The 21,850-nt window shown below is 55.5% G+C and carries 20 protein-coding genes; 3 read left to right on the top strand and 17 right to left on the bottom strand.

Features of this window, described 5'->3' with window-relative positions; all coding sequences use genetic code 11:
* Positions 1-6: 6 nt before the first annotated feature.
* Entirely contained in the window at positions 7-1,110 is a 1,104-nt protein-coding gene (locus A377_RS0107750) for a hypothetical protein (RefSeq protein WP_033422854.1), read from the top strand.
* A 23-nt stretch (positions 1,111-1,133) separates the two neighbouring features.
* Positions 1,134-2,501, top strand: a complete 1,368-nt coding sequence (locus A377_RS0107745) for a hypothetical protein (protein ID WP_019895698.1) — start codon at positions 1,134-1,136, stop codon at positions 2,499-2,501.
* A gap of 44 nt (positions 2,502-2,545) precedes the next feature.
* Here A377_RS0107745 and A377_RS0107740 read toward each other — a convergent pair whose 3' ends face one another.
* The 6 genes from A377_RS0107740 to rpsP all read right to left on the bottom strand — a co-directional run bounded on the left by A377_RS0107740 (position 2,546) and on the right by rpsP (position 6,356).
* Positions 2,546-3,316: a DsbC family protein gene (locus A377_RS0107740; RefSeq protein ID WP_169338014.1), complete on the bottom strand. Its 771-nt coding sequence runs from the start codon at positions 3,314-3,316 to the stop codon at positions 2,546-2,548.
* Between the two features lie 98 nt (positions 3,317-3,414).
* Positions 3,415-4,329: a site-specific tyrosine recombinase XerD gene (xerD, locus tag A377_RS0107735; RefSeq protein ID WP_019895696.1), complete on the bottom strand. Its 915-nt coding sequence runs from the start codon at positions 4,327-4,329 to the stop codon at positions 3,415-3,417.
* A gap of 63 nt (positions 4,330-4,392) precedes the next feature.
* Positions 4,393-4,740, bottom strand: coding sequence for a 50S ribosomal protein L19 (gene rplS, locus A377_RS0107730; RefSeq protein WP_019895695.1), 348 nt, complete (start codon positions 4,738-4,740; stop codon positions 4,393-4,395).
* 62 nt (positions 4,741-4,802) lie between these two features.
* Positions 4,803-5,543, bottom strand: coding sequence for a tRNA (guanosine(37)-N1)-methyltransferase TrmD (gene trmD / locus A377_RS0107725; protein WP_019895693.1), 741 nt, complete (start codon positions 5,541-5,543; stop codon positions 4,803-4,805).
* Positions 5,533-6,099, bottom strand: coding sequence for a ribosome maturation factor RimM (rimM, locus tag A377_RS0107720; RefSeq protein WP_019895692.1), 567 nt, complete (start codon positions 6,097-6,099; stop codon positions 5,533-5,535). Before rimM ends, trmD begins: the two co-directional genes overlap by 11 nt.
* Before the next feature lie 5 nt (positions 6,100-6,104).
* The gene (gene rpsP / locus A377_RS0107715; protein ID WP_019895690.1) at positions 6,105-6,356 is read right to left on the bottom strand and encodes a 30S ribosomal protein S16; all 252 of its coding nucleotides are present in this window, start codon (positions 6,354-6,356) and stop codon (positions 6,105-6,107) included.
* A 309-nt stretch (positions 6,357-6,665) separates the two neighbouring features.
* Between rpsP and A377_RS12205 the strand changes: the two genes are divergently transcribed.
* Positions 6,666-7,088: a response regulator gene (locus A377_RS12205; protein WP_019895689.1), complete on the top strand. Its 423-nt coding sequence runs from the start codon at positions 6,666-6,668 to the stop codon at positions 7,086-7,088.
* Here A377_RS12205 and rmuC read toward each other — a convergent pair.
* The 11 genes from rmuC to ilvN all read right to left on the bottom strand — a co-directional run bounded on the left by rmuC (position 7,060) and on the right by ilvN (position 21,825).
* Positions 7,060-8,493 (bottom strand): DNA recombination protein RmuC, encoded by a 1,434-nt coding sequence (gene rmuC, locus A377_RS0107705; RefSeq protein WP_019895688.1) that lies wholly within the window; start codon positions 8,491-8,493, stop codon positions 7,060-7,062. The two genes, A377_RS12205 and rmuC, sit on opposite strands and share 29 nt — an antisense overlap.
* A gap of 3 nt (positions 8,494-8,496) precedes the next feature.
* Complete coding sequence (locus A377_RS0107700; RefSeq protein WP_019895687.1) at positions 8,497-9,036, bottom strand: hypothetical protein; 540 nt, start codon at positions 9,034-9,036, stop codon at positions 8,497-8,499.
* On the bottom strand, positions 9,033-9,719 hold the full coding sequence (locus A377_RS0107695) for a hypothetical protein (protein WP_019895686.1): 687 nt from the start codon (positions 9,717-9,719) through the stop codon (positions 9,033-9,035). Before A377_RS0107695 ends, A377_RS0107700 begins: the two co-directional genes overlap by 4 nt.
* On the bottom strand, positions 9,716-11,281 hold the full coding sequence (locus A377_RS0107690; protein WP_033422853.1) for a hypothetical protein: 1,566 nt from the start codon (positions 11,279-11,281) through the stop codon (positions 9,716-9,718). The genes A377_RS0107695 and A377_RS0107690 overlap by 4 nt, the downstream gene beginning before the upstream one ends.
* Positions 11,282-11,310: 29 nt before the next feature.
* Positions 11,311-12,516: a type II secretion system F family protein gene (locus tag A377_RS0107685; protein ID WP_019895683.1), complete on the bottom strand. Its 1,206-nt coding sequence runs from the start codon at positions 12,514-12,516 to the stop codon at positions 11,311-11,313.
* Positions 12,517-12,521: 5 nt separating this feature from the next.
* Positions 12,522-14,207 carry a GspE/PulE family protein gene (locus A377_RS0107680; RefSeq protein ID WP_019895682.1) on the bottom strand — a complete coding sequence of 562 codons (1,686 nt, stop codon included), beginning with the start codon at positions 14,205-14,207 and terminating at the stop codon, positions 12,522-12,524.
* Positions 14,208-16,367, bottom strand: a complete 2,160-nt coding sequence (locus tag A377_RS0107675; protein WP_019895681.1) for a tetratricopeptide repeat protein — start codon at positions 16,365-16,367, stop codon at positions 14,208-14,210. It lies immediately after the preceding gene.
* Entirely contained in the window at positions 16,364-18,097 is a 1,734-nt protein-coding gene (locus tag A377_RS0107670) for a type II secretion system protein GspD (RefSeq protein WP_019895680.1), read from the bottom strand. The genes A377_RS0107675 and A377_RS0107670 overlap by 4 nt, the downstream gene beginning before the upstream one ends.
* A gap of 195 nt (positions 18,098-18,292) precedes the next feature.
* Entirely contained in the window at positions 18,293-20,047 is a 1,755-nt protein-coding gene (locus A377_RS12770) for an ExeA family protein (protein WP_019895678.1), read from the bottom strand.
* 192 nt (positions 20,048-20,239) lie between these two features.
* On the bottom strand, positions 20,240-21,256 hold the full coding sequence (gene ilvC / locus A377_RS0107655; protein WP_019895676.1) for a ketol-acid reductoisomerase: 1,017 nt from the start codon (positions 21,254-21,256) through the stop codon (positions 20,240-20,242).
* Positions 21,257-21,333: 77 nt separating this feature from the next.
* Complete coding sequence (ilvN, locus tag A377_RS0107650; protein WP_028485368.1) at positions 21,334-21,825, bottom strand: acetolactate synthase small subunit; 492 nt, start codon at positions 21,823-21,825, stop codon at positions 21,334-21,336.
* Positions 21,826-21,850 lie beyond the last annotated feature (25 nt).

The following is a 21,850-nucleotide window of genomic DNA, read 5'->3' as shown; positions in this document are numbered from 1 at the left end:
GCCAAGATGACCATTGATGCCGAAAAAGACGATCAAGCCACCCAGGAAATGATGAAAATGCTGGGCGAAGACGCCGAAAACGAAACCTCGACCGATTCCGACGCGGAAAGCACCGGCAGCACTCAGGCCGACGAACTGCTCGATGCGCTGGACGAAGTGGAAACGGACGAACCTGAAACCACGGCCGAAACCGATCAGACCGTATCGACCGAGGACCCAGCGCAAGCGGACGAACCGGCAGACATGCCTGACGCCGAGCCGCAGGATCAGGACGCAGAAGCAGCGTCGGAAGACGAAACAAGCAGCGGCGCTGACGAGGCGGTTGAACTCGAAGACAGCCCAGCCGAGAACGACGAAGCCACAAACGTCGAAGACGAACCTGAACAGACCGAGGCTGCCGCCGACGCCGATCAGGATTCCGAAGAGGCAGTGGACAAGGAAGAACCGGAAGAAGCGGCGGAAACGGTTACGACCGAAGCCAGTGACGACTTGCCCCAGGAAGCGGAAATGGAAGCGGAAACGGCCTCCGAGTCAGCTGAGACGCCAGCCGAGGAAACGCCATCGGTCGAAGACACCGATGAGCTGGATGCAACCGAAGCCGAAGCTGCGCCCGAACAGGACGCCCCTGCAGAGGACACAGAAGCCTCTGAAGCCGAAGAGCAGGAAGCGCCTTCCGAAGCGGAACCGGCTGCCGAATCCGCGCCGGAACCGACGGCGGATGGCGACAATGTCGTTGCGCTGGCAGGCGAGGCCATTGATGAAATGCAGAACGCGATTCGCACCAGTCAGGATACGGATGCGATGAACGAAGAAGTCGGCGACACCGCACGCGAAGCCACGCGCCTGGCACTGAGCATTTCGCAGAAAGCGCAGGACGCCACCGATGCCGCACAAAAAGCGATTGAATCCACCTTTGAGGCCACCGAGCGGGCATTTGCCGCGGCCAAGGAAGCCGGCTACGACATCGAACCGCATGAACTGAGTGCCGCCCGGGAGCCCGCTGAAATGCGTGCCGAACTGGATCGAATTCGTGAAAAGAACCAGCAGCTCAAAGCCGCCAACGACGCTTTGAAAAACAAAATAGCCCAAATGAGCCAATCCACCGACTAGCCGAGAAAGACGAAGGGTCCGCCATGAGCGATAACGCAGACGATCTATTGGACGAACTGGAACAGCTGGAGCACGCCTCTGAAAAGATGGCCGACGACGTGCAACAGGCCAAAGACAAGCGAGACGAACTCAAGACGGCGGAAACCGTCAGCGAGCTTGATGCCGCTGCCTTGTCTCTGGAATCTTCCAAAACCGCACAAATGGCCGCCGAACAAAGTCAGAAAGCGGCGGAAGCGGCGGTCAAGATGTCGCATGAGCAGAAAGCGCAATTAATGGAGCTGGGCGATGCCAATGTGGCCTGGCGCCAGGCGCTCCGTACCGCTTCGCGTGACCTGAAATCTTCCAAAAACGCCGTCTCGATTATGATGGGGGTCTCAGTCACCGTCAGTCTATCGGCCGCCGGCGCCATCGGTTGGATGCTGTATCACCAAAACCAGCAACAGGAAGCCTTTGAAAACGAAGTGGCCGACATTCTGACCACCGAAACCCGACTCTTTCAAAAGGACATGACGCTGAAGGTGGACCAACTGGCCAGCCTGATCGAATCCATGTCCGCCGACATCCAGCGCCTGACAAAAAGCAATGCCGCCGAACCTGTGACCGACGCCAATGGGGGTTCAGCACCAGCCGACGGTCAGGAAGCCCCAAACCCTCAGACTGCGCCTGAACAGGAAGCGCCGGCAGAAGAAGAGAGTCTTGACCAATCGTCAAATTCCACTGAATCCACCGAACCAAGCAAACCAGCCAAGACCGCGCCCGAAACGGAATCGGCGGAAACCACTGACATGACTCCGTCACAACCGGCCTCAAACACCGCAATGGACCTGACGCCTCTGCAGGACGCCTTGGCGTCGCTGGACGGTCAGAACGATCAGCAACAGCAAGCGCTGACCCAGATTCAGGAAAAACTCGGGCGAATTCTGACCCTTCAGTCACAACTGGAAGCCAAAACCCTGGCCGAACTGGCCAAGGTCAACAAAGCTCAGTCACAGTCCAGCGCACAAGCGTCGAACAACGACAGTCAAAACACAGAACAGTCAGACGCAAGCACCGCTTCCAGCCTGACGGACGAGCAGGCCGAACGCCTGAAGGCGATTGCCTGGTCGGCGTTCCAGGAGCGCAAAATGCTCAAAAACATCGAAGCCAGTCTGAAGGAGCTGATGCAGCAGCTTTCGGCCTCGCCGTCCGCCTCGGCACCCGATACCACAACCGGACCGGCACTGAACAAAATCACCCACCAGCTGGACGCTCTGGGTCAGAGCGTGGATGCCCTGCAAACGCAGCAGTCGCAAATCGAACAGAAAGTGGAAAAACTCGATGCCCTGACCCAGAAACTGGCCGCCAAACCCGATCCTTACCGCTACAGCGCACCGGATCGGCAGTCAGAATAATCACCAGGCCTGGTCAAAAGTACCTTTCCAGGCGCTGAATCCGTTTATTCCGAAGCGGACAATCCCAGCATTGGCAACAGTTCCCCGGCGGGCACATAGCCAGGAAGGCGACGGCCGTCTTCAAGAATGATCGTCGGTGTGCCCTGCACCCCAAACGACTGAGATTGCTGCATGTGCTGGCGCACAGGCGACTGGCAACCCGGCTTGGCGGTCACATTTTCCAGACTTTCCCCGCTCATGGCCTGATCCATGACCTCAGCAGAAGATTGGGCGCACCAGATCTTTTCGGATTTGGCAAACGCCTTGGACTGAACCCCTTCACGGGCATAAGCCAGATAACGCACGGTCACACCGGCCTCATTCAACTCGGGAATTTCACGATGCAGTTTGCGGCAATAAGGGCAATCCACATCGGTAAACACCGTGACCGTCTGTTGGGATTCGCCTTCGGCCGGATACACAATCATGGAGGCTTCGTCCAACTGGGTCAGCGCCTGTTTGCGTTGAGCATTCAATGCCTTTTCGGTCAGATTTTCGCGGGTCGCCAATGAAATCAGATTGCCATTAAAAAAATACTCTGCGTCCGCACTCATATAAATGATCTGCGAACCGATCAGCACCTGCCAGACCCCGTCAACCGGGGTAGACGTAATCTCCGCCTGAGGCGCATCCGGGACCATTTTCTCCAGAGTCTGTTGAATGCGTTGCTTGGTGTCGGCCTCGGTCTCAGCCGAGACTGGCTGCAGAGCCAATCCCAGACACAGCCCCAAAATTGACAGTGAGCGGCGACCAAAAAAAGAGGGAGTCATCGTCATTTTCATTCCTTTGTTCACGTTCATAAATCGGTTTATTATCCACGATTGTGACCCGGATTTGCAGCCAGGTGGCGCAGACAGCCCTTTCAGCCAAAGTTTCAGCCACGCGGGTGATGCTGGCGATGCAAATTCTGCAAACGCGCCTGGGCCACATGCGTGTAAATTTGCGTGGTTGACAGATCCGAGTGTCCCAGAAACGCCTGCACCGAACGCAGGTCCGCGCCATGATTGATCAGATGAGTGGCAAAGGCATGGCGCAGACTGTGGGGGGACAATTTGCCGGGCAACCCCGCCTGAGCGGCCAGATTCTTGATCCGGTGCCAGAGTGTCTGCCGGGTCATCGGCCGCCCCAAACGGGACACAAACACCGTCTCGACCTGTTTCTGTCCCACCAGCGCCGAGCGCGCCTGATCCAGATACCTCTGCAGCGCGGCCTGGGCCCACTCGCCCATCGGCACCAGTCGTTCCTTGCGCCCTTTGCCCACGACCTGCACCCATCCGGCACTCAGATTGATCTGCATGAAATTCAACGCCACCATCTCACTGACACGCAGTCCGGTGGCGTACATCAATTCCAGCATGGCCGCATCCCGTTTGCCCAATGGGGTCTGAAGGTCCGGCGCATTCAGCAACCGAGTGACCTGGGCTTCCGACAGAATCGATGGCAAGCTGCGGGCGGACACTGGCGACACCAATCTCAGGCTGGGGTTTTCCTGCACCCTCTTTTCAAGACAGGCGAAACGGTAAAAGCGCTTGAGCGCCGAAATCAACCGGGCCAGCGACCTGGCACCCAAAACAGAGGAAAGGCGCAGCAATACTTCGTCCAGATCATCGGCACCGGCGTGCTGCAACGACGTTGGCCTAAGCGCTTGTGCCACCTTGATCAAATCGCGTTGATAGGCCGAAACGGTGTGCGCAGACAAACCTTCCTCAAACCGAAGGCGGTCCAGAAACTGGCGGATCAGATCCGTGTCAGGCGAATCCTGAGGCAAGCGAGCGGCGGGATCGGTCATGAGAACAAAACAATCATAAGAGCCAGAAACAAAAAACGCCCCGGTGGGGCGTTTTTAAAAAGCTTACTTGACCTTTTCTTTGATCCGGGCCGATTTGCCGGAACGGTCACGCAAGTAATAAAGTTTGGCTCGGCGTACATCACCGCGGCGCTTGACTTCGATCGAATCGACCAGCGGACTGTACAACTGGAAGGTCCGCTCAACGCCCACACCGTGCGAAACCTTGCGCACAATAAAGGAGCTGTTCAAACCGCGATTGCGCTTGGCAATCACCACACCTTCAAAGGCCTGCAGACGCTCGGAAGATCCTTCCTTGACGCGCACCTGCACCACCACTGTGTCACCGGGACCAAATTCCGGAATTTCCTTGGTCATCTGTTCTGCTTCAATCTGCTTGATGATTTCGCTCATCGTTCAGCACTCCATCGTTTTCAGTGTGTCACTGAAATGAATTTTACCCAACATTCGCAAAACTAACTGCCAGAGGTTGAATCCAAATTGTCACGCGCTTTCAGGTCGGCCTGGTAGCGCGCATATAAATCAGGTCGCTTTTGCTGCGTCCTGACAAGTTTTTGTTGTTGGCGCCACTGCGCAATCCGGGCATGATCCCCGCTTTGCAAAACCGGGGGCACGGTCTGCCCATCCACTTCCGCAGGTCGGGTGTAATGTGGGCAGTCCAGCAACCCATCGCTGAATGAATCCTGTTCGGCCGACTGATTGTGCCCCAGAGCACCGGGCAACAACCGTATCAACCCATCCATCAGCATCATGGCCGGCAGTTCCCCACCGCTGACAACGAAATCGCCAATGGCGATTTCCTCATCCACATATTCTTCCAATACCCGCTCATCCACGCCTTCGTAACGACCGCACAGCAATGTCAACTGAGGGCGTTCGGCCAGAGCCTGCAACCGTGCCTGAGTCAGTGGCTGCCCCTGAGGCGACAAATACACCGTGTAAGGCGTTGCCCCGCTCTCGGGTTGCGCCTCGGCAATGGCCTCAAACGCGGCCTTGAGTGGCGGATACATCATCACCATGCCCGGTCCGCCACCATAGGGTCGATCATCGACAGTCCGGTGGCGATCCTGGGTATATGTCCGAGGGTTCCAGTGATGCAAGGCGCAAAGCGCTCGATCAAACGCCCGACCGGAAACGCCGGATTCGGTCAACGCCCGGAACATCTCCGGAAACAGCGAGACCACATCAAAGCGCATCGGTGGTTTCGTCGTCCTGCGTCCAATTGACCTCAATGCGCCCGGCTTCGGGATTCACCTCGGTGACAAACCGGCCTTCCACAAAAGGAATCAGAGCCACGGTCTGTTTTTTGGCATCCACCACGCGCATCACATCATGCGCTCCGGTTTCAATCATTTCCGCCAGCTGTCCAAGCTCGGTGCCCGTCTGATCCACCACGACCGAATCGAGCAGATCGCACCAGTAATAGCCTTTTTCCAGATCAGGCAGTTGATGCGGGTACACCGCAATCTCAGCGCCCATTAAGGTACGGGCCTGATCCCGATCGTCGATGCCTTCCAGATGCGCCACCAGCGACTTACCGCCACCGAGCACCTTCTGGTCCTGAACCGTCCAGGCCCGCCATTGTCCTTCTATCCGGACCAGCCAGGGCGTATAGCTCAGGATGTTTTCCCGTGGATCGGTATGTGAAAACACCTTGACCCAGCCTTTGACCCCATAGATACCATGGATGCGACCGACCACCAATGGCGTCGCCTGGGTCGCGGTTTGCGTCGCCGATTGGGCCTGAGTCATGGCAATCAGGCTGAAGGGGCTTCAGCCGTTTGCATCAATTTTTTCACGCGAGGGCTCATTTGTGCGCCCTTGTTGACCCAGTGTTCGACACGCGCCGAATCAAGACGAAGGGTTTCTTCCTGACCACGAGCCGTCGGGTTGTAAAAGCCCAACTGTTCAATAAAGCGTCCACGGGGTGCCTGGCGCTGATCGGCCACAACCACACGATAAAACGGATTCTTTTTGGCGCCACCACGGGCAAGACGAATTACGACCATTAGATATACTCCTTGTCTTGATCGGCGATAACAGGCAAGCCTGCTAACAATGTCTTCTACTAAGTCCGGCCATCTGGCCTTTGGGACTTGTTTTTGCTCTGCAACCGGTGGGCACCACGACTGTGCGACGACGGCCACCATTGAGAAAAATGAGATTATACGCGAACGCGCAGGGCTTTTCAAACACTTTCAGTGACTTAGCACAGCCATGACCTTTCCCTGCTTTCCCCGCCCAGTTGGGGCTTGGTGGTGGTCGCAAAAACCACTATACTGTAATGACTCTTTCAATTGCACTGATGAATAATTTATATGACTGACAACGCAACCATACGCGTGCTGGCCGTGGACGATTCGCCCATGATCCTGAAGCTGGTCAAGATGACACTGGAGTCGCAGGATCACTGGCAGGTGGACACAGCCGAATCGCCCGGCCGCGCTCAGGAAAAATGGACGCAGGCACACTATGATCTGCTGATTGTGGATTTCAATATGCCGGACGCCACCGGACTGGAACTGATCGAACAACTGCAGCCGCCGGCTTCACCGACCCTGCCGATCATCATGCTCAGTGCGGACAATGGAGACGACCTGAAGCAACAGGCCAGACGCCTGAACGTCACCGGCTGGATGCACAAACCTTTTCAGCCACAGAGCCTGATCAAAGTCGCACAAACCACCCTCAAAGCCGAACACCCGGAATTGATCACCGAGGATTCGGTTCATTTAATATAGCCCTGCCTTCCGCTTCCTCCAGCAAATGTTCGGGCATTTCTTTGCGGGTTTTGCCCGCCAGTTCCTTGAGCATTTCTGCCTGACGCACCAGATTGCCCTGTCCGGCCATCATCTGCCGTCGGGCCGTGTCGTAACTGCTGTTGAGCGTATTCAGCTGCTTGCCGATTTTTTCAAAATGGGTCACAAACCCGACAAACTTGTCGTGCACATCCGCCGCGCGCTTGATCAGCTTCATGGTGTGTTCGGACTGACGCTCGTATCGCCACAACTGTTCGATCGTTTTCAAAGTGGTAAAGAGCGTGGTCGGGGTGACCACGGCCACTTTCTGTTCAAACGCGGCTTCAAACAGCGCCGGATCCTTTTCAACCGCCAGAAGGTACGCTCCTTCAATGGGCACAAACATCAGCACAAAGTCGGGTGGGTGCAAGCGTTCAATGTGGTCATAGCGTTTTTTCGACAAGGCATGAATGTGCTTTCTCAGACTGCCCAGATGCGCCTTGATCGCCTGTTCTCTTTCAGCGGGCGTGGGCGCGTTCAAGGCTTTTTCGTACTCCAGCAGTGACACCTTGGCGTCAATGATCACATGCTTGCGATCCGGCAGATTGACGATCACATCCGGTCGCAGGCGTGAGCCATCCTCCTGAGTAAAGCTTTTTTCCGATTCAAATTCCTGGCCTTCGCGCAATCCACTCCGTTCAAGCAAGCGCTTGAGAATCTGTTCGCCCCAATTGCCCTGAAGCTTCTGATCGCCCTTGAGCGCATGGGTCAGATTGTGGGCTTCCTCGCTGATCTGCTGGTTCAGCGACTGCAATTGCTCCAACTGGGTTTTGAGTGAGGCCCGACCTTCCAGGTTTTCCTTGTGCACCGTCTCCATGCGCGCCTTGAATTGCTCCATCGAAGCATGCATCGGCTCCATAAGATGGCGCAGACTTTTCTGACTTTGTGCTTCCAGCTCGGATTGCTTTCGCTTGAGAATGTCGTTCGACAGGGCTTCAAACGCCTCGGTCATACGCTGTTTGGCTTCTTCCAGCAAAACCATTTTTTCTTCGTAGGCCTGCTCCTGGCTTTTCATTCTGGTTTCAAGTGTGGCCTTTTGCGTGGCCTCAGCCTGGTACTGCTCCGTGATGCGGTGCAATTCGGAACGGGCCTGAGCCAAATCCGCTTCCAGCTGTGCCACCTGCCGAGTCTGGGCCTCATGCTCCCCCTGCAGTCGGTGCCAGGCGCTCTGCTGTTGTTGCAAACGTGCGTTTTCGGCCTGCAAATCCACCAGGCCTGGTGGATTTTGCAATACCCGGGTCAATCGCTGCTGCAAACGCCAACCCCAAACCAGCGCCAGAAGCACCCCCAACAGGGCCAGAAAGGCCCAACCGCTCGCCAGCGGTGTCTGCCACCAATCACTCATCATCGCTCAGTCTGTCTCCTCGGTTTTTCGCGCGCCCTTTGGCAACAAAAGATCGCTGGCCCCCGGAAGCTGGGTCTGAATCTGCCGGGTTAAATCCACCTCATCCGTCGTGGCTGTGCCTTCCATCTGTGCCGCCTCCTCTGCAAGACGGTGCAAGGGGACCACTTGGCCCGATTCCGGGTCATAAGCCTCGCCGACTCTCAGACGGACATTCGGGGCCAGCTCTACCTGCATGGGCCGTTTTGACTGACCGTTTGAATCCATCAGTTGGTAAGTGTCATTGCGACGTGCCCATTTACGCCCATCCGGGGTAATAATGATGGCGCTGATGCGCACCGGCTCCGCCCTGGACCGGGCCGAAGGGGCGTCCGAATCGGTTGTCTCTGTTGAGGCGGCTTCCGGCGTCGTATCCACCGTCTGACGCCCCCGCTCAATGCTGTCGCGCTGCTCGGGCGACAAAAACAGACGCGGGGCCTCGGCCCAAACCGGTTGGATCACACACAGCCCTATCCCGCCAATGCAGCCTGCCAGCCAGCGTCGAATCATTTGAGCGCTCCTGTTTCAAAAGGCGGCAATTCCGCTTCAAAAAGCAACAGCGTGCATTGCGCAATCAGAGCCGATCGGTTGGGAGAAAAGCGAACCGGCTGTTCCGGTGTCAGAACTTTCGATACCCGTTGAGACAGGTTGCAGCCTTCCACCAGAAACAAAGGGGTCAAGGCGCTGGCCACCTGATCAAAAAGGGCCTGCAAATCCGATTCAGTGTGCACGCCAGCCTCAATGTGCACACGGGTAAAGCGAAACAGATCCTTCTCCCAGGGAAACGGCCCGGCCAACGATTTTGTCAGAGCCTGACGCGGCTCATACTGGACCACAAAAGGCGATAATTGCCAGCGTTTTTGCACCTGCAACAGATCATCGGTCCAATTCACCCGGTCCTGGCGCTGAACCAGCCCCTCATTGAGCAACTGCTGATAAGCGGGGCCATACCGCTGAACCAAACGCTGCTGTTCCTGCAGAAAACGCACCGATTTCAACACGTCCGTCAGTTGCCGCTCCTGAGTCTTCACCGTCTGTTCAGCGTCGCTCAACCAGGCACCACCGGCTTGCCAGCCAAGCAGCACCAGTATCAGCACCCCGCTCAGCAACAGCCCCGGCACCAACAACATCCGTCTGGCGAAGGCTTTGTGGTCCTGTGAGGTCAAGTGGCCCCGATAAACCGATGGCTTCATGTCCCCTCCTCAGGCGTCAGAACAAACACCACTCGCATTTGAAAAGGCAGGGCCGCCTGAGTTTGCAAAGCCGATTGATTCAAGTTCAAAGCCTGTTCCGGAGAAGCCGCCAACGGCGGCTGAGTCAGCGTCACCGTTTTGACCTCCGGTCGTTTGCCCAAATCTTCTGTGAACGCGTTTACCCATTCGGTAGGCGGCGAAAACGACTGGGCAAACGGGTAAACCCATCCCTCAATGGTCAGTTCGAGTGTATCGGGGTTCACCGGCAGAGCCTGATCCCAGCGCAGCCGCTGCAACGCAATGTGCCGATGCCGATTCAATACCTGACCCAACGATTGCCACAAACGCTCAAACGAGCCTTGCATCCGATGCCCGACCACCGCCTTGGCAAATTCGACGGTCGTCTGAATGTCACGAGCGTCATAAGGCAAGTCCAGACGCGACTGTAGTGTCTGCTTTTGCTCTTGCAACCGTGTTTCCTGATGGGCCATTTCCTTGATTTGGGCGTTTAGGTGCCAAGCGTCGATGGCCCCTTGCAGCCCCAGCACCAGACCACCAATGGCAAGGATCAGTCCCAGAGCCCAGGCGGCCTTGCGCCCCCGCCAATACCCTTTCACTGCCTGAACGTACTGGTTTTGATAAAAGGTTTTCGGCTTGGCCTGAGCAATAAAACGTGACAGAGCCAAAATGGCTGTCGAGGCCTGGGTTTGTCTGGTCGGAATCTTCAACAACTCCCCCAGCTCGCCCCCGACCATAAAGGTTTTGGACGCATCCCAATTCCGTTGGACCACATTTTCCTGGTAAAGCTGCACGATGTCGCTTTCGTCGTGATGGGCCACATTCACATACACAAACCCGACTTCGCTGTTGAGGTCCAACAGTTTTTGATTGTAAACGTATTTGACCGCGCGCCGGGTTTCCTCGATCAAGGCATGATTGATCGCATCCTCTTCCAGCTCCGGATCCAGATCCACCTGCCGGGCAATCCGCAAATGACCGTGCTGAAAAAAAATCTGACGAAACTGGTGTTCGGTTTCCCGAAACACCAGCATAAAAGGCTGTTTGGTCTGTTTGCGCGACAAACGCAACCGACGGGCCAGCCTCTGAAAAAACAGGGTCTCAATCAGAAACGCAAAGGAGTAAACATGCGTGAGCGGCAAATGCGCCGCATGCAACTGTTTGAAAAAGGTTTCCAGCATGGGCGACTGCAGAATGCTGGCCACCATGGTCAATTGCTGGGTCAGTCCCTGCGCCGTCTTTCGGGTCAGTGGCAACCAGCTGAAATGCACATAGAGACCGCCTTCGCCCTTGGCCTTGTCGGTCAAACGTTTCTGCAAGCCCGGTTTTTCCCAGGGCAGTAATTTGGGCACCCACTCGAAATGCAGGGTTTCATCAATAAAGTCGATGACCAGTGCCACTTCAGACGCACCGGCAAGACGCTTCAGTACCTCATCCAGAGCAGCGGTGTCGTCCCACTCAATGTTTTGCTCGAAAAAGCCCTGCTTGCCCGTCGTTTCGATCACGGTAATGGCTTTGTCTCTGAGATATAAAACTGCGTCCATCCCGACTCCTACTGCGTCCATCCCGACTCCTACTGCACCTGAGAAATGGTGTCATACACCGGTCCAAGCACGGCCATCATCACCCAGCCCACGATCACCGCCATCACCACAGTCAGAATGGGTTCGACCGCCGGCTCGATTTTTTCAATCATTTCCTTGGCGGCGTTGTCATAATATTCGCTGACGTGATGCAACGCATCGTCCATATTACCGCTTTGCTCGCCAATGCGAACCATTCGAATCGCCATCGGCGGAAAAATGTCCGATTCTTCAAAGGCCCGGTAAATCATTTCCCCTTCTTCAATCAGGCGAATGGCATTGCGCACCGTCTGTTCCATGTAAGCATTGCTGGTGACTTCGCCCGACAACGCCAGACTGTCACGAAAATTCACCCCCGAGGCGTACATGACCGCCAGGGTTCCCGCGAGGCGTGCGACTTTGATCTTATACAACACCCCGCCAATCAAGGGCAGTTTGAACAGATGGCGATCATACCAGAGCCGAAACTGTTGCGAACGCTTCAACCAGGCCTTGACCAAGGCGGTGATCACAAACGGCAGCGCCATCAGAATCAAAATATTGTTTTGGATGAATTCCGAGGTCGCAATCAGGGACGCGGTGGCAAACCCGAGTTCTCCCCCCATCTGCTGAATAAAGGTCAACAATTCCGGCACCACAAACAGCATCATCAGCATCACCACAGACAACACCACCAACCCCACAATGCTCGGGTAAATCATCACTTTTTTGGCTTTTGAGGCCAGGGATTCTTCCCACTGCAGGGCCGATTCCAACTTTTCAAGCACGTTCTCCAGCTGGCCGGTCCGCTCACCCACCGCCACCAGACTCAGATACACCCGTCCGAATGTGCTCTCATAAGGCCGCAATGCACTGGAGAAGGTCTCGCCCCCTTCCATGGATTCGTAAATCACGGTCAGCATTTCGCGTACCTGGTCATTTTCATAGGTTCGCCTGAGGTCATCGATGATCTCCATCAGCGACACCCCGGCTTTGAGCAGTTGACGAAACTGATTGGTCATCACAATCACATCGCGGCGGGTGACACGGCTGCGGCTCAGTGACTGCCACCAAGCGTTGGTTTTGACCTTGGCCGTCAGTAACTCGATGTGTGTATCACGAAGACGTCGCTCCAGATCTTTTTCATTACTGGCCAGCATTTCGCCACGAACGCGTTTGCCAAAGCGGTTAATCCCCTGAAAACGATAAGTCTGCATAAGGCCTACACCAGCTCCGTCAGATCGACAATCCGGCTGATTTCATCCAGCGTGGTTTCGCCCTGACGCACCCACTTCAATGCGTTGTTCAGCATCGGCGAGAACCCTTGCTCCACCGCCTTCTGCAATATCTGATATTGCGATCCGCCCTCCAGCAGCAGCGCATCCATTTCATCGGTGAATCGCAAGGTTTCCAGAATCGCCAGTCGTCCTCGATAACCGGTATGATTGCAGGCTTCGCAACCGACTGCACGATACTGGATAATTTCCTCCTCGGGCTTGAATCCCAGCACCTCTTTTTCAAAGGGTTCCGGCTCATAGGCTTCTTTGCATTCAGAGCACAGACGTCTGGCCAGACGTTGCGCCACGACCCCGATCAGATTGCCCGAAAGAATGGAACGGGACATGCCAATGTCCAGAAGACGCGGAATCGCGCCAATGGCCGAGTTGGTGTGCAAGGTGGCGTACACCTGATGCCCGGTCATGGAAGCACGCAAGGCCATTTCGGCGGTTTCACCGTCACGGATCTCACCTACCAGAATGATGTCAGGGTCCTGTCGCATCAGCGCACGGATCCCGGCGGCGAACGTCATGCCGATTTCTTCATTGACCTGGGTCTGGCGAATCCGCTGCATCGGGTATTCCACCGGGTCTTCCAGCGTCATAATGTTGACCCCTTCCTGATCCATTTCCCGCAACACCGAATACAGGGTGGTGGTTTTCCCGGAACCGGTCGGCCCCGTCACCAGCAGAATACCGGTTGGGCGCGACATCATGATTCTGAGTTCCTGATAACTGTCCGGATCCAGCCCCAGCTCGTCCAGAGGGATGATGCCACGGTGGCGATCCAGAATCCGCAACACAAAGTTTTCGCCGTGCGTGCCCGGCAGGGAAGAGACACGAAAGTCGATCTGACGACCGTGCACCACCAGATCCATGTGCCCATCCTGAGGCAAGCGCTGATCGGTCAGATCCAGATCGGCCATGACCTTCAGTCGCACCACCATGGCCGACCAGAAACTTTTGTGTAACAGGCGAACCTGTTGCAATACCCCGTCCAGGCGGTAACGGATGCGAATAAAAAACGCTTCGGGTTCAAAGTGAATGTCCGAAGCCTCTTTCTTGACCGCATCGGTCAGAATGTTGTCGATCAGGCGCACCATGGGCTGAGAGTATTCATCGTCCTCGGCCAGCGAAGTCAAATCAGCCTGACCGGTCTCCAGCTCACGAATGATGCCGTCGATGGACAATTCGTAACCGTAAAAGTGATCAATGGCGCTCTGAATTTCGTTTTCCACAACCAGAACCGGTTCCAGTTGAACCTCTTCTTCGCGGATGTGGCGTTTGATCTTGTCGAGCAGCAGAATGTCGTCCGGATTGGCCATGGCCACCTGCAGACGTTTGCCGCTCAAACTGACTGGCATGACCATGTTGGCGCGGGCAAAAGGCTCTGTCAGCAGATTCAGGGCTTCCGAATCGGGGACCACGCCTTCCAGACTCATGGAGGTATAGCCGACCGCATCGCCCACCATTTCCCGCGAGGCATTTTCCGACAGGAAACCCAGACGCACCAGCACCTCGCCCAGCTTTTTGCCGGAGAGTTTCTGTTCGGTCAGCGCAATGCGCAGTTGATCGGGCGTGATGTAGCCTTCATTGACCAGTTTGTCGCCAAGTCGAACCGGTTGTGCCACTCAGGACTCCTCTGACAAGAATTGATTCAGAACGTCGATCCGTGCCCGAATGCTTGCCTGCTGGGGGGCTGAAAGCGCCGATTCGGAAAGCGTCAACGCCTTGCGGTAATAGTCTCTGGCGAGGCGGTATTTCCCCAGCTGATCCAGGCTTACCGCCAGATTATGCGCATAATCGGCTTTTTTCGGCACCAACTCAAACGCCTTGAAAAAATGCGATTGGGCCTGAAGCCAGTCCCGATTCTGCGCATAGTATCGTCCCAGAGCGGCCTGAAGCTGAGGCTGGTCCGGCCATTTTTGTGCCCAGTTTTTCAGTTGCCGGATATTGTCCGGGTTCTGAGCAAACACCCCTGCCAAAGCGGCTTGTGCGGCCAGCGCGTTTTCATTACCAGGGTGCAACCGCAGAATTTTCTGATAGCTTTGCATGGCTTTGGAGTAGGCCTGCTCTTTCACATGAACGGCAGCGATTCCCATCATCGCCGCCAGATTTTCCGGCTCTTGACGCAACAACGTCTGATAATGCGATTTGGCCTCTTGCCACTGCCCTCGCTGATAGGCCGCATAGGCCGATTTCAGGGTTTGTGACGCACCGTCCGAACGAATGCTTAAGCGTTGAGACGGCCGGGCGGCATCTTGAGTCTCCTCGGTGCGGGACGGGCGCTCGGAAGACGAGTCAGGTGCTTGAGAAGGCGGTTCAGCGGTCGATTCTGAAGGGGCATCCATCTCTTGCGATGCCGAGGGTTTGGCCTCTGTCGCCGTCGGAGCGGATGTCTGCTTCTGCTCCGCTGTTTCGCTGACACCGTTTGCTTCCGAAGCCTCTGATGTTCGCTCTGACAATCGTTCTGTCGATGGCTCAGCCGCCGGTTCCTGGCGCGCCTCCCTGGCTTGCTCTGCAGAATCGGTCGCCGAGTCCGGTGAAGCATCCACTACCTCCTCCGGCAGAGTGACGGAAGTCGGTTGATCGGCTTGATTGGAATTTTCTGGCAGTGGCAATTGGTAACGCGCCAGCGACTGATCCAGTTGCGACTGAGATTGATAAAAATAGAGAAAGCCAAAAACCAACAACCCTGTGGCGACCAGCAGGGCGATCAACAGACCCAAAACCCAGCGATAACGTCGGCTCGGCTGGCGCTGCCCCGATTGCATCACCTGCAGCCATTGCCGACTTTTTTTCTCGGAGACCGGTTTTCTGGGCGCCTCGTTATTGGCGTAACCGGGAATCTTGGACAGGCTCCACTCATTCTGGGCATCGGAATCCGCGGCTTTCTCAACCGGCTCAGACGCACGTGATTGCGAAGAATCCGCCGTCGCCATGTCGACTTTGTCCGCTTCGTCAACCTCCGTGGTTTCCGACCCTTGCGCCGGAAGTGGGTTGTCGGACCTCTGGGCCCCGGTTTCTTCCACCGTTTCGTCGGAAAACGCAGAAGACGACTCCGGTTCCGGTGTCTGATCTGATCCGGAATCTGGTTCAGATTCAGACTCGCCTGTCTCGGAAAACGCGCCTCTCTCCGCTTCAAAGGAAGACGCATCATCACTGGCCAGGGCCAGCCGGGTTTCCAGGTCAAGCGCCTGCGAGCTCCCATCGCCCGGTGAGGCCGAATCATTCTGCTCCCGTAATGTAAAACCGGTTTCTTCAGACGCAGCAGGCGCGCTTTTCACAGACGCTTCGTCTTCCGTCGCGGCAAGAGCCGCCTGTTGATGTGAATCTTGTGACACGTCCGGTTCGTCTGCGCCGGACGGCTCCGACAATGGGGATTCCGGGGCTGCGTCTTCGGTACGCAGGGTCAACGCTCCTTCAGTGGCGCCCGGGGAAACGGCCGGTTCTGGTCCAGATTCTGATTCAGGCTCTGGGGGAGAAGCTAGCTCAGGGTCAGACGTGGCTTCCGCTGGGGTTTCGTCCAGCAACTCAGCCGGAGCGGAGTCCAATGCGGAGGCGGAAACCTCGCTTTGACTGACGGTCCCTTCGTTTGATGGTTTCTCAGTTGGGTTTCGGGAAGATGGCTGGACTCTGGGCGGTTTGCGATCCCTGGCAAGAGTCTGATTCATGGCCTCACGGCTCGGACGGGACGTATGGGCTTCCTCAGGCTCATGTTGCGAAACGGCAGGATCGGTTCGCTTTTTTTCGTTGGCGGCTTTTTTGAGCGCTTCCAACAGCACACTCATTGGCTTGACTCCTTGTCCGCAGCCTCGGGTTTGGCTTCACGAACGGAATTCGTGCGCATCATTGGACGAAAAGCCTGCAAATCGCCGTTTTCAATGTCCGGGTTTTTGACAATGGTGGGGCGGATAAAAATGATCAGCTCGGTTTTCTTTTGCACTTTTTCCTGATAATCAAACGCCGGGCCGATAAACGGCAAATCCTTCAGGCCCGGCACCCCCGAATCGACATCGTTCATGGAGTCCTGAATCAAACCGCCGATCACCGCTGTCTGCTGATTCAACAAACGCAAAACCGAATCCATTTCCCGTTCTCGGATAATCGGTACTTTGCTTTCCACCCCGGCATTGGCCAGTTCGGGATTGGGATCATCCTTGAAGTCAATGATGCTGGTCAGCGTTGGACGCACATTCAATGTCACCCGGTCTTCATTCACAAACGGGGTGACGTGCATCATAAAGCCCACGGGCACACTGTGCAGGTTGGTTTCAAAGGTGGTGACCCCGGCACTGTTGGTGGTGGCCGCCTCGCGATTGACTTCCAGGGTGAAATACACCTCGTTTTTCACCACTTTCAGCAAGGCGGTTTGATTGTTCATGGCCATGATTTTGGGGCTGGAGAGTACTTTGGCGTCGCCAAAACGTTGCAGAAACCGGACTCCCAAATCAAAATCCCAGTTGAAACGCATGAAATTCAGATTCAGATTGGGATCCACGCTATTGTTATTGCCCACAATCGAATTGCCGACAAGAGAGGAGGTATTGGACGACTCATTGAACACGGACCAATCCACCCCGGCCTGATACTCATCGCTCAGTTCAACCTCAACCACCGTGGCCTCAATCAATACCTGACGATTGGTGCGTTCCGCTAGGTTGGTCAGGAACCCCGCCACCTGCTGATGCGATTTGTTCGTTGCGTAGGCACTAATCAAGCCGCTTTCCTTGTGTACCACCACCCGCTGCCGGGCGGATGCCTGAGTAGAGTTGTCTGATTGAGCGTTTGATCCAGTGCTTTCCCGACCGGCATCCGAATCGGTATCCGACGGCGGGGAAGGAGCTTGCCTCACCGCCTCTTCCGGCGCCACCATCGCACGGACACTGGCCTCCAGGCTTTCCCAAAAGCCATGATTGGCCGAGGTTTCCATACGAAATTCGCTGTTGCCGCTCTGCTCACCACCGCCGCCATTGTCGGCCACATTCCCCACCGACATATTCATGACGGTGGTATCCCGAATGTTTTTGACGATATTGACATAATCCACATCATAACTGTGCCAGTAGGGCTTGTCGGGCCGAATCACAATGGCGTTGTTCTGCAGGGTATATACCGCATCCACCTGTGAGACGATCCGCTTCAAAATGCGATCCAGTGGCTGCTCAATCGCATTGATACTGACCTTGCCCGCGACGGCCTCGTGAATGTCAAACTCTTTGCCTGCGTCTTCCGCCAGTTGTAATAGAAGCTCGTCAACGGGCACATTCAGTGCCGACACACTGTAGCGATCGCTCACGGCCAATGCTTCCGGGGTCGGATTCACGGGGTCAAAATCGGAGAGGGACGGGATCGGAGCAGACGGTGCTTCAGGCAACTTCGGCGCTTTTTCCAAATGGCCACTGGGCTGAAAACGCTCGGCTTTTTCTGAGTCACTCGGTCGCTCGGCTGTGCTCTGACAGCCAACCTGAAAGCCTAACAAAACACTGATCACCAGTGCCGGAAACATGCGTTGAAACATAAAATGCGTCTTTTATTGATTGAGAGTCCTTTGCACGAAACGAAGAACTCATTGAAACAGAGTGCTGTGTGCAGTCCAAAAACCAGCCGGCGCTGACTTTATGTCGATGGATTCAAGCAACATTCAAGCCAGGCAGAAGAGCCATATTTGACACGCTCTGCCATTACCCGAGTCCGTTTTGTATGACTGCAGATGTTATTTTTCTGAGATTATAGCACGCAAGCTTTGCACCGTAACGGTTTGCGCTTGAGGGGCATTGCTCAACGCTTTTATCTGAGCGGCTTTGCGTTGAAGTGATGCCTTCCCGCTCGTGCGGGGGTCATAAACCAACTGGTAGGTCACATCGGTCCCATCCGTGTCGTCCGTTTTCATCAGAGCATACACATGCTCCCGGTTCTCCCAGCTCAGGCGGTCCATCATGCGCGCATAAACCCCCGGAAAATCGGCCACTGGCGCAGGTGCAATCAAAATCAACGGGGTCTGAGCCGACGCGATTGAAATGTGATTGCGCAATCGCTCATGCAACGTCAACAGGGTCAGCAATTTTGACGATTCGATGCCCAGTGTTTTTGACCAGGCCTGGTAGTTTTCGCCCATATTGCTGGGCGACAGGGACGGCTCTGGAGCGCCTGAAGCATCGGAGTCCGATGATTTTTCTGTGTCTGAACCGGTTCGTTCTGTGGCACGCGCCTGCCTTTCGGCGGCCGGTTTTGGCGTTTCAGCTTCAGCCCCAAGTTCGGCTTCCGCCTCAGTCTGAAGTTCCGGTTCAGGCTCTACCCCTGAAACCGGGGATTCTGTTGCGTTAGTGACTCGACTCCCGGCATCGGCCACCTCCGTCTCTTTATTGCCTGACGGCTCTTCACCACGGGATGGCACACCTGTGCCAGCCACATCGGTTTCGGTTCTGTCTGTGGATGCGGGGGAAGAAACGGGCGATCCGGTCGTTTCCGGTTTGTCTGAAACCGACGACGGTGTGTGGGCTGGTGACGCTGTGTCCGTGATCTCAGAAGGTCTTTCCGCAACCTTCTCTGGGGCCTCCTCCTGTTGTCCGTACAGTAAGTCGGCCACCGGAACGGTGGTCACAAAATAGGCAGAAGCCATCACCCCCAGCCCGGCCAGCAAACTGATCGCCAGGACTTTTGCGCCCTGTTTGACCGGCGCTCCCGCCTGACGGAAATGTTTGTTTTTCAGACGCTTATCACCATTGGCGCTCGCTGCCATCAACAGTTTGTCTGCAAGAATATTAATCGACCGGGGCAACCCCCCCGTAACCCGGTGAATTTTCCTTGCGGCCTGGTCACTGAAAAAATCCGTCTCCAGATACCCGGCAATGCGCATCCGGTAATTCAGATACTCTTTGACTTCTTTGGGGGTAAATGGTGACAAGGTCACGTTGCAGGCCAATCGGTCCTTAAGCGGCCGGATGCGAGGGTCTTCCAGTGTTTTATCCAGCTCTGGCTGCCCGAAGAGCACCACTTGCAGCAACTTGTCCCATTCGGTTTCCAGATTGCCCAACAGGCGGATTTCTTCCAGGGCATCCGGAGTCAGCGCCTGAGCTTCGTCCACCAACATCACCACGCGCTGACCGTCCTGATAGCGTTCAATCAGAGCTTTCTGAATCCGGCTCAACAGGTCGGCCTTGTTTTCCTGGCCCATCAGATTCACGGAAAGTTCCGCACAGATCACCCGCAAAATATCGATGGGGCTCAGGTTCGGTGCCGACAGATAGACAATCTGGTAATCGCCCGACAAACGCTGAGTCAGCAGACGCAACAGCATGGTTTTGCCCACGCCCACGGCACCGGAAACCTTGACCACGGCATCGCCGCGGGCAATGGCGTATTGCACCGCTTCCACCACCGCCTCACGAGAGGCCTGACGGAAAAAGAAACTCAAATCCGGCGTTAACTTAAAAGGCCATTTGTGCAAGCCAAAATGCGATAAATACATTGCCCATCCTGATATACGTGTCAATCACGATTTAATCGATTTTTGTCATTCTACCTGTAAAATTCCGTAAACTCATCTCAAAACTTGATCTGAAACAGGGAAAACCACCAGGCCTGGTAAAAAAGGCTTTTTTTTGACAAAAAAAAACCTGCACAAGGCAGGTTTTTTGATGGCATCTCTGACAGACGCGGATCAGTTCTTTTCCTGATCGACGATCTTGTTGTCCGAGATCCAGGGCATCATGCCGCGCAACTTGCGACCGACCACCTCAATCGGGTGTTCTTCGTTCAGGCGACGCTGAGCGGTCATGGACGGATAGTTGGTCTGCCCTTCCAGAATGAAACGCTTGGCGTATTCGCCGGTCTGGATGTTTTTCAGCGCTTCGCGCATGGCCTGACGGGACTCGTCATTGATCACGCGTGGGCCGGTCACATACTCGCCATACTCGGCATTGTTGGAAATGGAGTAGTTCATATTGGCGATGCCGCCTTCGTACATCAGATCCACGATCAACTTCAATTCGTGCAGACATTCGAAGTACGCCATTTCCGGCTCATAACCCGCTTCGGTCAGCGTTTCGAACCCGGCCTTGACCAGTTCAACCGCCCCGCCACACAACACCGCCTGCTCACCGAACAGATCGGTTTCACACTCATCACGGAAAGTGGTTTCAATGATGCCGGTACGACCGCCGCCAATCGCCGAGGCATACGACAGTGCAATCTCTTTGGCCTGGCCGGAAGCGTCCTGTTCAATCGCAATCAGATCCGGAATCCCGCCACCACGGACAAACTCGGTGCGAACCGTGTGCCCGGGTGCCTTGGGCGCGATCATGATCACATCCAGATCCTTGCGTGGTTCGATCTGGTTGTAGATGATGGCAAAGCCGTGTGCAAACGCGAGCACCGCACCCTGCTTGATATTGGGTTCGATGTCGTTCTTGTACAGATCGGATTGAAACTCATCCGGGGTCAGAATCATCACCACATCGCTGGCAGCGACCGCTTCTGGCACAGAGGCGGTTTTCAGGCCATAGCCTTCCGCCTTCTTGACCGAAGACGAACCGGGACGAAGGCCCACAACCACGTCCACACCCGAATCCTGAAGGTTGGTGGCGTGCGCATGGCCTTGCGAACCAAATCCGATGATCGCCACTTTTTTGCTTTTGATGATGGACTGATCGCAATCCTTGTCGTAATACACTTGCATACTCGTTTCCTTTGTATTGGCAAACCTGCCGGTTCATTTTTGAAAAACAGTGACATCCGTTTGGTGAATCGATGGGATCACAAATGCAGGGATTTTTCCCCACGCATCAGGCCCACGGCACCGGAACGGACAATCTCAATAATCTGACCCTTGTCCACGGCCTCGATAAAGGCGTCCAACTTCTGGCTTTCGCCCGCCAGCTGCACGGTATAGACCTGTTGGGTGACGTCCACAATCGTGCCACGGAAAATATCGCTCAAACGCTTGATTTCTTCACGCATGGCACCGGTGGCGCGCAACTTGACCATCATCAATTCACGCTCAATGTGGTCGCCTTCGGTGATGTCCACCACCTTGATCACATCAATCAGCCGGTTCAGATGTTTCACGATCTGCTCAACCTGCTGCTCGTTGCCGCTGGTCACCAGCGTCAACCGCGAAATGCTGCCGTCATCGGTGGGGGCAACGGTCAGGGCATGAATGTTGTAGCCTCTGGCAGAAAAGAGACCGGAGACACGGGACAGAGCCCCAGACTCATTTTCAATCAACATGGAAATTATGTGTCGCATGAGTTACCTGCTTTAGTCATTTGAT

Source organism: Hydrogenovibrio halophilus DSM 15072, assembly GCF_000384235.1.
Taxonomy (GTDB): domain Bacteria; phylum Pseudomonadota; class Gammaproteobacteria; order Thiomicrospirales; family Thiomicrospiraceae; genus Hydrogenovibrio; species Hydrogenovibrio halophilus.
The sequence above is the reverse complement of the archived record's forward strand: the minus strand, read 5'-3'. Positions and strand labels throughout refer to the sequence as shown.

Excerpts from the sequence above, each read along its gene's own strand:
- A377_RS0107750 (WP_033422854.1), top strand. The coding sequence starts at position 7 with ATGACCATTGATGCCGAAAAAGACGATCAAGCCACCCAGGAAATGATG.
- A377_RS0107745 (WP_019895698.1), top strand. The coding sequence starts at position 1,134 with ATGAGCGATAACGCAGACGATCTATTGGACGAACTGGAACAGCTGGAG.
- A377_RS0107740 (WP_169338014.1), bottom strand. The coding sequence starts at position 3,316 with ATGACGATGACTCCCTCTTTTTTTGGTCGCCGCTCACTGTCAATTTTG.
- xerD (WP_019895696.1), bottom strand. The coding sequence starts at position 4,329 with ATGACCGATCCCGCCGCTCGCTTGCCTCAGGATTCGCCTGACACGGAT.
- rplS (WP_019895695.1), bottom strand. The coding sequence starts at position 4,740 with ATGAGCGAAATCATCAAGCAGATTGAAGCAGAACAGATGACCAAGGAA.
- trmD (WP_019895693.1), bottom strand. The coding sequence starts at position 5,543 with ATGCGCTTTGATGTGGTCTCGCTGTTTCCGGAGATGTTCCGGGCGTTG.
- rimM (WP_019895692.1), bottom strand. The coding sequence starts at position 6,099 with ATGACTCAGGCCCAATCGGCGACGCAAACCGCGACCCAGGCGACGCCA.
- rpsP (WP_019895690.1), bottom strand. The coding sequence starts at position 6,356 with ATGGTCGTAATTCGTCTTGCCCGTGGTGGCGCCAAAAAGAATCCGTTT.
- A377_RS12205 (WP_019895689.1), top strand. The coding sequence starts at position 6,666 with ATGACTGACAACGCAACCATACGCGTGCTGGCCGTGGACGATTCGCCC.
- rmuC (WP_019895688.1), bottom strand. The coding sequence starts at position 8,493 with ATGATGAGTGATTGGTGGCAGACACCGCTGGCGAGCGGTTGGGCCTTT.
- A377_RS0107700 (WP_019895687.1), bottom strand. The coding sequence starts at position 9,036 with ATGATTCGACGCTGGCTGGCAGGCTGCATTGGCGGGATAGGGCTGTGT.
- A377_RS0107695 (WP_019895686.1), bottom strand. The coding sequence starts at position 9,719 with ATGAAGCCATCGGTTTATCGGGGCCACTTGACCTCACAGGACCACAAA.
- A377_RS0107690 (WP_033422853.1), bottom strand. The coding sequence starts at position 11,281 with ATGGACGCAGTTTTATATCTCAGAGACAAAGCCATTACCGTGATCGAA.
- A377_RS0107685 (WP_019895683.1), bottom strand. The coding sequence starts at position 12,516 with ATGCAGACTTATCGTTTTCAGGGGATTAACCGCTTTGGCAAACGCGTT.
- A377_RS0107675 (WP_019895681.1), bottom strand. The coding sequence starts at position 16,367 with ATGAGTGTGCTGTTGGAAGCGCTCAAAAAAGCCGCCAACGAAAAAAAG.
- A377_RS0107670 (WP_019895680.1), bottom strand. The coding sequence starts at position 18,097 with ATGTTTCAACGCATGTTTCCGGCACTGGTGATCAGTGTTTTGTTAGGC.
- A377_RS12770 (WP_019895678.1), bottom strand. The coding sequence starts at position 20,047 with ATGTATTTATCGCATTTTGGCTTGCACAAATGGCCTTTTAAGTTAACG.
- ilvC (WP_019895676.1), bottom strand. The coding sequence starts at position 21,256 with ATGCAAGTGTATTACGACAAGGATTGCGATCAGTCCATCATCAAAAGC.
- ilvN (WP_028485368.1), bottom strand. The coding sequence starts at position 21,825 with ATGCGACACATAATTTCCATGTTGATTGAAAATGAGTCTGGGGCTCTG.